A 13,819-nucleotide genomic window follows, 5' to 3' on the forward strand; every position below is an offset into this window, starting at 1 on the left:
AGCGGCCAGTGTTGCGCGCCCCCACCGCCTTATCAGCGGCCTTGCACACCGCGACGGCTTCGCCGATGGACAGCAACCCGGAGTCCAGGCCCTGGCGGGTGGCGGGAAGCTCCTGGGCGAACAACCGCCGCGCCAGCTCGGCGCGCCCGTTGGCCTCAACGGGGGCCATCCCCACCGAGTGGATCAGCCAGTTCTGCACCGACCTCTGCCCACCCGCCTCCAACAGGGTCCCGGCCGCCTCCAGCTGCGCCAACCGCAGCAGCATCGCAAGCTGGGCCCGGTCGAAGTCCTCGAACACCTGCGAGATCACATCCAGGACCTGGCCAGCTGCTCCGGTCGGGGGCACCTCCGCCATCTCCACGGTGATCTTCTCCCGGGCGGTGCCCATGGCGGAAACGGCGGGCGTATTGCCCGCCGCATTCCCGCACTGCCCGAAAGAAGAAGTCATACCAATAAGGATATCAAGAAAGACCCAGAAAGGACCTAACCCGGGAGTGATAACACCCTTACCAGGCCACCCCGACCCGCCTTTTCCATTCCCCGGAAAGAAGCCTTCCAGGAAAGGGACCCAGCCTCCCTTGACCGCATTCCTTGGCAAAGCGGACAAATGTGTGCCCCTATGGGAATGATCTTGCTACCAGAGTCAATCTCGGCGCCGAAATTGCTACTGGTAGCAAGATCATCGGAAAAAGGCCCAGCGGGAGGGGTTCGCCGCGCACAGTGACCAGCCGCGACACCCGCAAGCGGTGGGCTCCGGCGCAGTGGCCCACCCGGCCGAAGGTCGCGCTGTTCGGCCCCCGCAGCCCACCATGACCGGCCGCGACACCCGACTCGTCGACGCTCCGGCGCAGGGTCAGGCATCGGCCGCCAGGCCGACAGAATCCGTCTTTCGGGCGGAGCCCGAGTTTTTCCCGCTCGGACCTCAACCACCCTGCCCCCTTTCCCGATAGCCGCCAACCCGCCGTCGTAGCGGAGCGGGTCAAGGTGGAGCGCCGTTGACGCGCGAAGCGCTCGATGGCGACGACCTTGACGCGCGCAGTGGAGACGGCCACAATCGGGCGGCGGGAAAGGAGGGCACCCGAAGCGATATGGGGAACTCTAGCCATAAGGAGCCCCCGTTTATTCTTCAAGTGCCCTGTCCGTGTTGATCGGAGGTAAAGAGCTTCAGCTCACTCCTCGGTTTTCCGAGATTCTGAGTGTTCGGGCTTCCGTCTCCCAAGCTTCCGTCTCCCAAGCTTCCGTCTCCCAAGCTTCCGTCTCCCAAGCTTCCGTCCCCCAAGCTTCCGTCTCCCAAGCTTCTGGCACTCAGACTTCCGTCTCCCCGCTTTGGCATGTGCAGACATTGCTGAACGCCGGAGGGAACGTTGGAAGGAATGTCGGAAGGAACGCCGGAAGGGCGGGACGACCTGGTCGTCCCGCCCTTCCGGCGGTGTTACACGGTTGAGCCGGGCCCGAGGGCGAGGGGCTTAGCCCGAGAGGCCTGGCTCGAGGGGCTTAGAAAGCCTCCTCGGGCACCTCCATGAGGCCCAGGTTCACAGTCTGGGCGATCTTCAGCTCGGCCTCCACGCGGGGCAGGAACTGCTCGGCGAAGAAGCGCGCGGCGGCGATCTTGCCGGTGTAGAAGTTCTTGTCCTCGTCGCTGGCGCCGTCGATGCTGTTGAGCGCGATCTCGGCCTGGCGGAGCAGCAGCCAGGCCAGGACGACGTCGCCGAAGGCGTTGAGCAGGCGGACCGAGTTCAGGCCGACCTTGTACAGCTCACGGGTGTCCTCGGCGGAGCCCATCGCGTGGCCGACCATGAGCTCGACCATCTTCTCGACCTGGCCGAGGGAGCTCAGCAGGAGCGCGCGCTCCTCCTTGAGCTGGCCGTTGCCGGCCTCGCTCTCGGCGAAGGCCTTGATCTCGGCGGACAGCTTGCCGATGGCCTGGCCGCCGTTCTTCACGATCTTGCGGAAGAAGAAGTCCTGGGCCTGGATCGCCGTGGTGCCCTCGTAGAGGGTGTCGATCTTGGCGTCACGGATGTACTGCTCGATCGGGTACTCCTGCAGGAACCCGGAGCCGCCCAGGGTCTGCAGGGACTCGGCGAGCAGCGCGTAGGAGCGCTCCGACCCAACACCCTTGACGATCGGCAGCAGGAGGTCGTTCATGGCCTCCAGCTCGGTGGCGTCCTCACCCTTGGCCTGCGCGATCTGGATCTCGTCCTGCGTGGTGGCCGTGTAGAGGACCAGCGAACGCATGGCCTCGACGTAGGACTTCTGCGTCATGAGGCTGCGACGCACGTCCGGGTGGTGGGTGATGGTGACCTTCGGGGAGCCCTTGGCCCCGGCGATGTCGTTGCCCTGCACGCGGTTCTTGGCGTACTCGAGGGCGTTGAGGTAGCCGGTGGACAGGGTGGCGATCGCCTTCGTCCCGACCATCATCCGCGCGTACTCGATGACGAGGAACATCTGGCGGATGCCGTCGTGCTTGTCACCGACGAGGTAACCGATGGCGGGGTGCTTGTCGCCGAAGGTCAGCTCACAGGTGGTGGAGGCCTTGAGGCCCATCTTGTGCTCGACGTTGGTGACGTAGGCGCCGTTGCGCTCACCGAGGGAGCCGTCCTCGTTGACCAGGTACTTCGGCACCAGGAAGAGGGAGAGGCCCTTCGTGCCGGGGCCTGCGCCCTCGGGGCGGGCCAGCACCAGGTGGAAGATGTTCTCGGTCATGTCCTGCTCGGCCGAGGTGATGAAGCGCTTCACACCCTCGATGTGCCAGGTGCCGTCGCCCTGGTCGGTGGCCTTGCTGCGGCCCGCGCCGACGTCCGAACCGGCGTCCGGCTCGGTCAGCACCATGGTGGCGCCCCAGCCGCGCTCGATGGCCTGCTCGGCGAACTTCTTCTGAGCCTCGTTGCCTTCGGAGTGCAGGATGCTCGCGAAGCCGGGGCCGGCCGAGTACATGTGGATGGAGGGGTTGGAGCCCAGGATCAGCTCGGCCGCGGCCCACACCAGCGAGCGGGGGGCGCCGAGGCCGCCGAGCTCCTGGGGCAGGTCGATGTTGTACCAGCCGGCGTCCATGTAGGCCTTGTAGGACTTCTTCAGGCTCTCGGGGATGGCGACGGTGTTCGTCTTGGGGTCGAAGACCGGAGGGTTGCGGTCGGCGTCCTCGAAGGACTCGGCGACCACGCCGGTCGCGAGACGGTTGACCTCGTCCAGGATCGTGCGTGCGGTGTCCTCGTCCAGCTCTTCGAACGGGCCCTCGCCCAGTACGTCTTGGCGCTTGAAGAGTTCGAAGAGGTTGAACTCGATGTCGCGCAGGTTGCTCTTGTAATGCGTCATGGACAGCTCCGCTTTGTGTCCCCGGCCGCGGTGTCTGTACACGCGGATCTACCGACTAGTAACAAGTCAATGTTACTACCCAGTAGGCCTGGATGCCAGTGACGATAGACACTTGTGTCCTCAAAGCCACGTCAAGAGTGCGAATGCCCTGTTCGCGGGCGATGTGCCGATGTGGGCGGCGAACTCTGGCCCCGCGCCCGGCGCCGGGAGCGGGACCAATGGCCCTGTCTTTCTGAGCCAGGGCCATTGGCACACCGATCAGCGGGCGCTTGCCCGTCAGCAGGAGCCCCGGCCGGCGGTCGAGTCGCACAGGGCCTCGCCGTCGGTCCAGGTGAGCGCGTCCCGGGCGTCGTCGCCGAACGCGCGGGTGACGGTCACGTCCACCCCGTGCCCGGAATCCTCCGCGAGCCAGACGCGCACCTCCTGGGTTCCGTCGCCCGAGTCGTCCCGGAGCACGTAGAACGGGTGCGGCACGGGGGACTGGCCGCTACCAGGGTCGGTCCACCAGTCCGCCCCCTGGGCGTCGGCCACGTCCACGAAGAGGCAGTCGTGCGAGGAACCGCCGTACTCGCACGTGCGCGGTTCGGCGCCGCCGTGGCGGCCCACACCCGGGTCCGCTTCGATGCCGTCGTTCAGCGCGCGCCAGTACACGTCGTCGCAGGCGCCGTCGGAGCAGGCGTTCCAGTCCGTCCACGCGTCCGCCCTGGCGGCGGGCGCTTCGGCCCCACCGTTCAGGGCCGTGCAGTACCTGTCCACGATGTAGGGCACCACGAGGTCGGACACCCACGCGGAGTCGATGGCCTCGCCCGCCGTGTTGTCGGTTCCGAGCCCGGCGGAGTCCATCTGCCACAGGCCCACGCCCGGGTTGAAGAACAGCCCGTCGCGCCCTTCGGGGTCGTACAGCCCGTCCTGGTTGTCGTACCGGGACAGGGTCATCGGTGAGGGGGTGTCCGGGGTGCCCGCGGAGACTTCGGGCCATACCGGTGCCAGCGCCAGGGCGGTGGCCTCGTCTGCGGAGATCGCGCAGGACGCACCGTCGGCCGCGCTCTCCGCGGCACTCTCGGCGGCGGCCAGGGGTTCGCTACCGAAGGTGAGCTGGCCGGGCGGCACCTCGGCGTTGGCCAGCTTCGCCTCCAGTACGTCCTGGTCCGCGGCAGCGCGCTCCGCGGGGGTGCCGGCCGGGGTGGGGGTGAATTCGACGGGGTCGCCGTCGGCGAGTGCGGCCTGGGGCGATGCGGCGAGGACTGCCGCGGTTACGAAGGCGGTGAGGGTGGCGGGGAGGTTTCGGGCACGCCCGTGCCAAGGGGGTCGGGGGGTGTTCACGCTGTCCACCTCTTCTGAGCGGGTTCGAGGGGGACTACCGCCGGGGTGGCGGTAGTTTTCTACAAACTCAGTGAGTCCGGAGGGAAATTACCTTCCGGACCGTGGGTGGACAAGGGCCCCGAGGCAGGGGGATGGGGAAGTGTCACCTCGGGGACAGGGTCACGTCGCGCTGACTCTGGTTGCGGCGGCCCTGGTTGCGGCGGCCCTGACTACGCCGCCCCTTGTGGCGCCTTGTGGTGCCGCGCTCCGTTCAGAGCACGTCGAGCGGGCTCGCCCCCGCGGGCGGCGGGAAACGATCGTTCAGCGCCTTGAGGTCCTCCTCGGTCAGCCGTAGGTCCAGGGCTGCCCGGTTCTCCTCCACGTGCGCGCGGTCGCTCGCCTTCGGGATCGCGCACAGGCCTCCGCCCGCCAGCACCCAGGCGATCGCCACCCTCGCCGGCGTGACCCCGTGCCCCGCGGCGACCTCCGCCAGGACCGGGTCGCCGAGCAGGCGGCCCTGCTCGATCGGGGAGTAGGCCATCACCGGAACCTCGTGGTCCCGGCACCACGGCAGGAGGTCGTACTCGGGGCCGCGCCGGGACAGGTTGTAGAGGATCTGGTTGGTCGCGCAGGCGTCGCCGCCCGCCGAGGACCACAGCTCGCGCATGTCATCGGTGTCGAAATTGCTGACCCCGAACCCGCCGATCTTCCCCGCCTCCTGCAGTTCGGCGAAGGCCGCCAACGTCTCGGCGAGCGGCACCCCGCCCCGCCAGTGCAGCAGGTACAGGTCGATGTGGTCGGTTCCCAGCCGGCGCAGGCTGTCCTCGCAGGCACTCACCGTGCCCTGCCGGTCGGCGTGGTGCGGTAGGACCTTGCTCACCAGGAACACGTCGTCCCGGCGGCCCCGGATGGCTTCGCCCACCACGCGCTCCGCCCCGCCTGAGCCGTACATCTCGGCGGTGTCGACCAGCCCGAGTCCCAGGTCGAGCCCGTGCCGCAGCGCGGTGACCTCCGACGCGTGCGCCGAAGGGTCCTCCCCCATGCCCCAGGTGCCCTGTCCCAGTACCGGCAGCTCACCGCCGGACGGCAGCCGTAGGTGTCTCATAACCGTTCCCCGTTTCCGTGCTCGGACTGTCAACCCTCACCGCTCGGGCCCCATCCGAAACAGGGGCCCCAGTACCAGCGGCCCGAAAGCGGGGTCCGGGCACGCATATCCTGGGGGCGGCACAGCCGTGAGGTGGAACGACCGCGACCTGGAGAGCGACACACGATGCTGGAGATCCTTCCCGGACTCACCCGGATCTACGAGGGTTGGGCCGATCGGTACCCGGACGTGCAGCCGCTGACCGTCCAGTTCGCCGCCGACGGCGAGACCGACGGCCTGAACGGGGTACTCGCCTACCCGATGCCGGACCACTGGCTCCTGGTCACCTTCGGCCTGACCGAGCTCGGGGAGAAGACCAGTGAGGAGCCCCGCGTCTCAGGAGCGGGGTTCGAGTTCACCTGCCGTATCCCGCGCGAGCCCGACGACGAAGCGGTGCCCGCGTGGATCCTGCGCGTGCTGCACGCCCTGGCCCAGCAGTTCCTGGCCGGCGCCCAACTGGACGTCGGCCACTGGATCATCACGCCGTCCCCGCTCGGTGGCGAGGCGTCCAACGGTGACATGACCTCCCTGGCCATCGTCCCGGACGCCGACATCCGCATCCTGGACACCGACAACGGCCTGGTGCTGTTCTTCCAGATCGTCGGCCTTATGGCCGAGGAGGGTGAGTACGCCCAACAGGCCGACACCGTCGCGCCCATCATCGCGATACTGCGCGACCGCGACCCGAAGATGATCACGGACCCGGGGCGCGGGACCATCCGGCTGTAGTACCGGCAGCCGGGAGCCCTGTTCCCACCGGTTTCCGGTGGGCGTCAACCCGCGTATCCCCGCTCGTCATGTGGCCTCGGGAACGTGGGCTCCCCGTGAGAACGATCAGCGGCCCCGGCCACGACACCAGCCACAGCCCGGCACACCGGCGGGAGATCGACGGCCTGAGGGCGGTCGCCGTCCTGCTCGTGGCCGTCTACCACGTGTGGTTCGGCCGGGTCTCCGGCGGCGTCGACGTCTTCCTGCTGCTCACCGGTTTCCTCATCACCGGATCCCTGGTGCGCGCGGCCGAACGCGGCAACCTCCGCTACGGCGCCTTCCTCAGCCGCCTCGCGACGCGCCTGGTCCCCGTGGCGGCCCTCGTGATCGCGGTGACGCTGCTGAGCGCCCGCTTCCTCTACCCCGAGGCACGCTGGCGGGACTCCGTTGCGGAGGCCTCCGCCGCCGCGCTCTACCACCTGAACTGGCACTTGGCCCTGGAGTCCGTCGACTACCTGGCCCGTGACGGGGGCGGGCCCTTCCTGCACTTCTGGTCGCTGTCCATCCAGGGGCAGTTCTACCTGCTGTGGCCGCTGATGATCGGCCTCGCCGCGTGGTGGGCCGCCCGTCGCGGGCATGCCCTGCGCCGGGTGGTCCTCGCGGCCCTGACCGTTGTGTTCGCCCTCTCCTTGGCCTACTCGGTGCACATGACCCGGGCCGACCAGCCGTGGGCCTACTTCGACACCGGTGCCCGCCTGTGGGAGTTCGCCCTCGGCGGCCTGCTCGCGCTGCTCCTCTCCCGCCTGAACCCGCCCAAGGCCGTCCGCCTCCTCCTCGGCTGGACCGGCCTGGCCGCCCTGCTCCTGTGCGGGGTCCTCCTCCACGTGTCCGAGGTCTTCCCCGGCTATGCGGCCCTGTGGCCCACCCTGGCGGCCGTCGCGGTCATCGTCGCCGGAACCACCGGCTCCCCGTGGGGTGCCGACCGCCTGCTCACCCTCCGTCCGCTGCGCTACGTCGGCTCGCTGTCCTACGCCCTCTACCTCTGGCACTGGCCGGTCCTGGTGTTCTACCTGGAGGCCACCGGCCGCAGCGTAGCCAGCCCTCTCGGCGGGTTGGCCGTCCTCGCCCTCTCGACGGCCCTGGCCGCCGCGACGACCCCGCTCTCGGACCGGATCGTCCGCGTCGGCCGCGGCGGCAGCCGTCTGCGCGCCCCGACGGTCGCCGCGGCGTGCCTGGTGCCCCTCCTCCTCGCCACGAGTGTGTGGTCGGCCCGGATGGACGCCGAACAGCGGCGCCTGGCGGAACTCCTCAACGATCCCGTCCGCTACCCGGGCGCGGCCGCGCTGCCCGGGGACGACCACGGTGAATACGCGGACCCGGTGCTCCCCGCTCTGGCCGCGGCCGCGGAGGACACCCCGGTCACCTACGACGACGGGTGCAACCAGGACACCGGCGGCACTGAGGTGATCACCTGCGCCTACGGTTCCCAGGACCCGGACCGCACCGTCGCCCTGGTCGGCGGATCGCACGCGGCCCACTGGTTCCCCGCCCTCGAAGAGCTCGCGCGGGAGCACGACTGGCGGCTGGTCAACATCACCAAGGGGGCCTGTCTGTTCACCGACGCACCCCAGCTCTACAAGGGGGAGCCCTACACCGAATGCGCCGAGTGGAACCGGGGCGTCATGGCCGAACTCCGCTCCCTGAGGCCCGACGCCGTGTTCACCACCGGTACCACCACCAGCCTGGACACCACCGCGGGCTACGGCGAGGAGCAGTTGGTGGACGGCTACGTCGACCGCTGGGAAGAGTTGGCGGTCCTGGGGGTACGGGTCATCGCGGTCCGCGACACCCCGCGCCTAACCTTCGACGCCCCCGAGTGCCTCTCCGAGTCCGCCCCGCAGGAGTGCGCCGTCGCCCCCGCGGAGTCGATGGCCGAGGAGTCACCCCTCGAAGGCGCGGACCTGCCCGCCAACGTCACGGCACTCGACCTCACCGACCACCTCTGCGAACCCGAGACCTGCCGCCCGGTCGTCGGCAACGTCCTCGTCTACTGGGACAGGAGCCACATCACCGCGACCTACATGCGCACCCTCGCCCCCGAACTCGAACGCCGCCTCCTCCCCGCCACCGGGTGGTGACACAAGAGGGCCGCCGCCCGGAGGTCCTGCTTCCGGGCGGCGGCCCCTGAGCCAACGGCTCCCATGCGCCGGTTCGGAGCTCCTACTCCGTCGCGGCGCTACTGCTCCGCGTTGCGGTCGATCGCGGTGCCGATCTCACCGACCCGGTCGGCCAGCAGGCCCATGGCGCCGATGGCCCGGGTCATCGGGTCGTCGTCCGACCCGCCCAAGGCGCGGCCCCTCCGGAAGCCCTCCTTGACCTCGGCCCAGCGCTCCTCCTGCTCGGGGGTCATCACTCCGCGCAGTTCGGCCAGCTTCAGCAGGTTGCCTTCCGCACCGGAGGTGAGGGTCTGCGCCTCGCCCAGGTAGTGGTCGTCGATCGCGGCCTCCACCTCGGCCTCGTTCATGACCGGCACGATCTTCTCGGCGAGCCGGTTCATGTTCCGGTACGAACCCTGGAGCTGGAACGGGGGCTCGGTCCGTGAATCCTCGGACTGGGCGGCCGAGGCGATGTAGGCCTGGTTGTTGGCCAGCACCACCTCCTGCACCCGCAGCAGCTTCTGGAGGACCGACACGATCCGGTCCACCTCCGCGGCCGAGTACGGGTGCTTCAGCCGGTCGGTTCCGACGGAGTCGTCGCCCTGCGCCATCCGCACGAACGTGTGGATGTCCTCCCGGTCCCGGGTCGACAGCGGTGCCAGGGTCTGGTTGGAGGTGAGCGCGTTCTCGATGTAGCTGAGCGCGAACAGCTCCTCCTTGCCTGAGAGCACGTCGCCCAGGTTGTACACGTCGGCGCGGTTGGCCAGCATGTCCGGGATCCGGAACCGCTTGCCCTGCTCGGTGTACGGGTTACCGGCCATGCAGACGGCGAACCGCTTCCCGCGCAGGTCGTAGGTGCGGGTCCGGCCCTCCCAGACACCCTCCATCCGGCGCTGCCCGTCACAGAGGGAGATGAACTTCTGCAGGAGCTCCGGGTTGGTGTGCTGGATGTCGTCCAGGTACAGCATCGTGTTGCTGCCCATCTCCAGGGCGAAGGAGATCTTCTCGATCTCCTGCCTGGACGTGGCGTCCGGGGCGTCCGCCGGGTCCAGCGAGGTGACCGCGTGCCCCAGCGCGGGGCCGTTCACCTTGACGAACACCAGGCCCAGGCGGCTCGCCACGTACTCCATGAGCGTGGTCTTGCCGTAACCGGGCGGGGAGATGAGCAGGAGCAGACCGCTCTGGTCCGTGCGCTTGTCGTCGCCGGCCGCGCCCAGCTGCTTGGCGAGGTTGTCGCCGATCAGCGGCAGGTACGACTCGTCGAGCAGCCGGTTCCGCACGAACCCGCTCATCACCTTCGGCTTGTACTCCTCCAGCCGCAGGCGGTGGCGCTCCTGTTCCACAAGTGCGTTCCGCCTGCGCTGGAAGTCCCGGTAGGCGGGCACATCCACGGTGCGGAACCTGCGGGTGCGCGGCAGGATCTCGTCCAGCCGCACCTCCAGGGAACGCTCGCTGATCCGGGGGTGCGAACCCAGCAGGCCCGACACGGTCTCGCCCACGGCGGCCGAGGACTCGTACCGGTCCACGCTGCCGCCGGACTGGCCGGCGCTGCTGCCGGTCAGCTCGATCGCCGTCGCCTCGGGCAGGTCCCCCGGGGCCACCGGTTCTTCCAGCGTGGTCGCGTACGCCTCCAACCACGCCGTCACCAGCTGGTGGCGGGCGGCCACGTCGTCGAGTTTGCGCAGGTCCTCCTCGAAGGCCTTGCGGTTGGTCTCCCGTGTGCTTCCCAGGGCCCGGTGGAACCGGTCCAGCAGCTGGCGCGCGCCTCCGCCCGACACGAAGCCCCGCTCGTTGGGGCCGTCCGCGGCGAGCTCCTCGAACAGGTAGTCACCCACCAGTTCCAGGTCGGCGTCCTGGTACAGGCCGGTCTCGGTGAGGAACGTGTCCACACCCTCGGCCAGTTCGGTGCGCAACCGGTCGATCGCCGCCGACCGGCGTGCCCCGAACACGCTCCGGGCCCGAGCGAGCGACGTCGCCCGGGTCCGCCACGCCTCCCGCTTTTCCTTCTCGGCCCCGTACGCCCAGAACAGCTGCGCGGTGGCGCGCGCCTGCCCCGGGTACCGCAGCAGGCCGGCACCGGCGCGCAGCCGCAGCAGCGCGGAGAGGATGCGGGCGGCGTCGTGGTCGTGCACGCCCCGTTCGTACCCCTCGTCGTACCGGGACTCGGCGACCCCGCGCACCAGGGACAACAGGGAATCCCCGTTCTCGGCGTGCAGTTCCGCGTCGTGCAGGGCCTCCACCGTCAGCCCACCCGTCGCCCGCCGCCAACCCTCAACCGACGGCCTTCGGCCGCTGTCATATTCCAGTGCACCTTCCTCGGCCGACGCCAGGATGGACGTGGCCAGGTATTCGGCCCGGTACACCTCCGGGCTCTCCGAGACCAGGAGCCGGTCCCACAGGTGCTTGGTCTCCTGGAAGGCCTCGTCGGTGACGGGCGACCGGAAGTCGGTGCCGGTGATGGACACCGACATGTGCCCGTCGTGCGGGGTGAGGGTGAGGTCGATGGGCTGGGTGTTGACCGCGAACCGGTGGCGGCCGAACCGGATGGTCTCCCCTCCGGCACCGCCCTCGTAGAGGTCGGCGCGGTCCTGGAGGGCACGCCCCGCCTCCTGCCGTGCAGCCAAGATCTGGCCGTCCAGCTCCTCGGCGCGCACGGTCTCGCCCAGTTCGCGCATCTCCTCGGAGGTGCGGCGCAGCCGCGTCACCATCGCGTCCGAGGCGAAGTAGGTGTTGATGTCCTCGAGCGTGGTCAGGGTTGCGACCCGCCGGTGCACGCCCTCCAGCACGCGGGCGGCGGAGGAGACCAACCGGTCGGCCCGGCGGGCCCGCTCGTCCACCAGCGACTGCTTGCGGGTGGAGAACGCCTCGTAGACGTCCTCGCGCTTGTCCGACAGCTCTTCGAGGAAGTCGTCGAACTCGGCGAAGCGCGACTCCAGGTTCTCCAGCTGGAGCATGATCCGGCCCAGCTGCTCGTCGCAGTTGTCCGGGGTGTCGGCGGCCGCGATGGCCCCGGTGATGGCCTGCCCCAGCAGGGCGAACTCGGCGGCGAACTCGGCCCGGCCCTCCCGGGCGAGCAGTTCCTTGCGCTTCGACTCCAGCGTGGCGCGGGCCCGGTTGACCCCGGCCATCACCTCGCTGATCCGCTCCAGGATGCGGGTGCGCACCTGGGCGTCGCCGATGTCGAGGGATCCGATCACCTCGGTGACCACCTGCAGGCCCTCGGTCTGTTCGGCGATCCGCTCGCCGACCGCGGTGGCGGCGCTGACCGCCTCCAGTGCCTCGGCCTCCTCGACCAGCCGTTCCACCTCGGAGTGGTAGCCGTCGAAGGCGTCTTCCTGCTCCAGGAAGGACACGGTGCGGCGCCCGGACGAGGCGATCTCCTCGCCGAGGCTCTCCTCCACCGCGTCGATCCGGTCGGTGTCGACGTAGCGCATCTCGCGCAGCGTGGCGGCCTGGCCCTGGGCGCGGCGCAGGTCGGTCAGGCGGGTCACCCACCCCTCCGCCGAGCGCGGGGTCTCGCCCCGCGACCGGCGGATGAGCGCGGTGGTCTTCTCCTCGGTCTCGCGGAGGGTGTCGGCGGCCTGCTTGGTGAGTTCCTGGACGGTCTCGAACTCGTCCAGAACCCGCTCCGCAGTGCCGCGCACCTCGGACAGCGGCCCCGCGAGGTCGCCGAGCTCGTCCTCACCGAGCCAGTGGAACCGGTCCAGGACCCGTCGGCAGGACGCGATGAGCGCCTCGAACACCTCGGTGGAGGGCCGCATGTCCTCGGCGATCCGCGACACCGACAGGCACTCGGAGACACCCTGGACGAGCTCGGCGTTGCCGATCCGCTCCAAGGGCCCGGTGCCCACCGGCTGTGCCGCGGCGTAGACGTCGGACACGAACGGGGTCTGCCACACCTGCATCGGGTGCACCCGGGTGGGCTCCCCGGAAGTGTCCCGGAAGACCGTCATCGTCCCGTCGTCGAACAGCGAGTAGCCGTGGCAGACGATCGGGTTGGCGACTTCTTTGCGGATGGTGTTGTACGGCAGCAGCAGGCTGCGGCCGTCCGCCCGGGAGTGGAAGACGTAGAGGACGTCCTCACCGTTGGGTGAGCGCACCATCCGCTCGAACTCGAGGTCGGTGACGTCGGTGTCGAAGGTCCGCGCCACCCCGGTGGTCAGGTAGTAGCCGCCGGGGAAGATGAGCCCTTGGTCGTCGGGCAGGCGCTGGCAGGACTGGCCGATGCCGTCGAGGCGCTCGACCCCCTTGGTGCGCGTGTTGAAGACCAGGTAGCGCCACGTGGACTCGTTGTACGGCAGGACGCGCAGCAGGATCAGCGCGCCCACGCGTGCGTGGAACACCGACGCGTCGGCCAGGCTCTGCAGCGGCTCGTCGACGGGCTCGCTGTAGATGCCCTCGCCGACTTCGGTGTTGTTCTCGACCTTGAGGGTCAGGTCGCCGCCGACCGTCTCCACGAACAGCTCGTCGCGGATGGAGATGTGCGGGTGCCGGCCCTGCACGTGGCTCTCGCGGGTGGCCTCCACCCACTCGAAGCCGTGTGCGGAGGGGAACACGTGGTCGCGTTCCCCGCGGTCGTCGAGGTAGGTGATCTCGCCGTTGGGCGAGACCGACCACCGCAGGACGCGCACGTCCTCGGTGCGCGGCCCGGTCTGGAACACGGCCAGCAGCCGCTCCTCGACCTTGCGCAGCTGGAGCAGGCGCGCGTCCCGGTAGTAGCGGTAGAGCTGCGCGAAGCCCTGCTGGAAGTTCTCGTCGGAGAGCAGCCCGGGGATGGCGTCCTCGGGCGCGTCGGTGAACTCGAAGGAGTCACCGCCGTGCTCGTACCGGTGCAGGGAGAACACGTCGGACACGTGCGTCTTGCTCTGCATGCCGATGTAGACGTTGTAGCCGAACAGGATCATGTCCCCGTCGGCGTCGTCCCCGACGGAGCGTCCGACGCTCACGATGTCCCGGGGCAGGCAGTTGTGTTCGGTGCGGATGCGTTCGGTGCCGAGCAGGGAGAGCTCGGTGCCGCCGAACACCTCGAGTCGGCGGTTGTTGAGTTCCTCGGTCCGCCGGGCCAGTTCGCCGGTCTGTTCGCGGAGCCGGGCGCGGAGCACCTCGTAGGTGCCCGCGTCCAGCGACCGCGCGTCCTCGGCGTCTGACCCGGGGCCTTCGGTCTCCTGAGACGGGGCCTCGGTCACTGAGGACTACC

General features: G+C 69.4%; 6 protein-coding genes and 1 pseudogene. 2 read left to right on the forward strand and 5 right to left on the reverse strand.

Annotation, left to right across the window (positions count from 1 at the left end; genetic code table 11):
• The 4 genes and pseudogenes from ACYVD1_RS29850 to ACYVD1_RS29865 form a co-directional block, all read right to left on the reverse strand.
• Positions 1-448, reverse strand: a pseudogene (locus ACYVD1_RS29850) (HNH endonuclease signature motif containing protein); the annotation flags it as partial.
• A 1,046-nt stretch (positions 449-1,494) separates the two neighbouring features.
• Positions 1,495-3,312 carry an acyl-CoA dehydrogenase gene (locus tag ACYVD1_RS29855; protein WP_460777848.1) on the reverse strand — a complete coding sequence of 606 codons (1,818 nt, stop codon included), beginning with the start codon at positions 3,310-3,312 and terminating at the stop codon, positions 1,495-1,497.
• 276 nt (positions 3,313-3,588) lie between these two features.
• Complete coding sequence (locus tag ACYVD1_RS29860; protein WP_460777849.1) at positions 3,589-4,635, reverse strand: hypothetical protein; 1,047 nt, start codon at positions 4,633-4,635, stop codon at positions 3,589-3,591.
• Positions 4,636-4,885: 250 nt separating this feature from the next.
• Positions 4,886-5,719 (reverse strand): aldo/keto reductase, encoded by an 834-nt coding sequence (locus ACYVD1_RS29865; RefSeq protein ID WP_460756509.1) that lies wholly within the window; start codon positions 5,717-5,719, stop codon positions 4,886-4,888.
• A 165-nt stretch (positions 5,720-5,884) separates the two neighbouring features.
• On the opposite strand from ACYVD1_RS29865, the gene ACYVD1_RS29870 reads away from it, so the two are divergent.
• Together ACYVD1_RS29870 and ACYVD1_RS29875 are read left to right on the forward strand one after the other, a co-directional pair.
• Entirely contained in the window at positions 5,885-6,487 is a 603-nt protein-coding gene (locus ACYVD1_RS29870; RefSeq protein WP_460777850.1) for a suppressor of fused domain protein, read from the forward strand.
• Positions 6,488-6,555: 68 nt separating this feature from the next.
• Positions 6,556-8,604 carry an acyltransferase family protein gene (locus tag ACYVD1_RS29875; protein ID WP_460777851.1) on the forward strand — a complete coding sequence of 683 codons (2,049 nt, stop codon included), beginning with the start codon at positions 6,556-6,558 and terminating at the stop codon, positions 8,602-8,604.
• A gap of 98 nt (positions 8,605-8,702) precedes the next feature.
• On the opposite strand, the gene ACYVD1_RS29880 is transcribed toward ACYVD1_RS29875, so the two are convergent.
• Positions 8,703-13,808: a DNA repair ATPase gene (locus ACYVD1_RS29880; protein ID WP_460777852.1), complete on the reverse strand. Its 5,106-nt coding sequence runs from the start codon at positions 13,806-13,808 to the stop codon at positions 8,703-8,705.
• Positions 13,809-13,819: the final 11 nt, after the last annotated feature.

Source organism: Nocardiopsis nanhaiensis, from assembly GCF_054778635.1.